This window comes from Oceanobacter mangrovi (assembly GCF_019740315.1).
Classification (GTDB): Bacteria; Pseudomonadota; Gammaproteobacteria; order Pseudomonadales; family Oceanobacteraceae; genus Oceanobacter; species Oceanobacter mangrovi.
Genome location: NZ_JAHXZR010000029.1, coordinates 1 through 1068, shown reverse-complemented (window position 1 = coordinate 1068; position 1068 = coordinate 1). Strand labels below are relative to the sequence as shown.

1 protein-coding gene is annotated in these 1068 nt (G+C 59.1%); it reads left to right on the top strand.

All coding sequences use genetic code 11. The annotated features are described in order from the left end of the window. A partial coding sequence (locus K6123_RS23075; protein ID WP_246624987.1) for an NAD(P)/FAD-dependent oxidoreductase occupies positions 1-1068 on the top strand: 1068 nt, incomplete at both ends.

Below are 1068 nucleotides of genomic sequence, written 5' to 3'. Positions count from 1 at the left end.
AACGCGAATCCATGGCCTATGACGTCGTCATTGTTGGTGCAGGCCCATCCGGCCTGAGCGCTTCCATTCGTCTGGCCCAACTGGCCCAGGAAGCCGGTCAGGAACTCAGCATCTGTCTGGTTGAAAAAGGCTCCGAAGTCGGTGCCCACATCCTGTCCGGTGCGGTGATTGAATCCCGTGCGCTGGACGAACTGATCCCAGACTGGAAAGAAAAGGGCGCACCACTGAACACCCCGGTGACCCACGACGAACTCTACCTGCTGAAAGACGAACAGGCGGCGGTCAAACTGCCAGGCTTTGCGGTTCCCAAAACCATGCACAACGCCGCCGGCCACACCCCCAGCGGTGACGCCAACTACATCGTCAGCGTGGGTAACCTGTGCCGCTGGCTGGCCACCCAGGCCGAAGAACTGGGCGTTGAAATCTACCCGGGCTTTGCTGCGGCAGAAATCGTCTACAACGACGACGGCTCGGTTGCCGGTGTCGCCACCGGCGACATGGGCGTAGACGCCGAAGGCAAGCCAAAAGACGGCATGTACACCCCGGGCATGAACCTGCTGGGCAAATACACCATCTTCGCCGAAGGCTGTCGTGGCCATCTGGGCAAACAGCTGTACAGCCAATTTGAACTGGACAAACATTCCGATGCCCAGCACTACGGCATCGGCATCAAGGAACTGTGGGACATCGACCCGGCCAAACACAAGGAAGGCCTGGTACTGCACGGTGCAGGCTGGCCGCTGAAGGGCGCTGGTAAAGACGGCACCGGAGGTGGCTTCTTTATGTACCACGCCGAAAACAACCAGGTTGTCGTGGGTTTGATCATCGACCTCAACTACAAAAACCCCTGGTTGAGCCCGTACGATGAATTCCAGACCCTCAAGCACCACCCGGTCCTGGCGCAATACCTCGAAGGCGGCAAACGTGTATCCTACGGCGCTCGTGCAGTCACCAAAGGTGGCTTTAACGCCCTGCCGAAAATGCACTTCCCGGGCGGCCTGATCACCGGCTGTAACGCAGGCGCACTGAACTTCGCCAAGATCAAGGGCACCCACACCGCCATGAAAA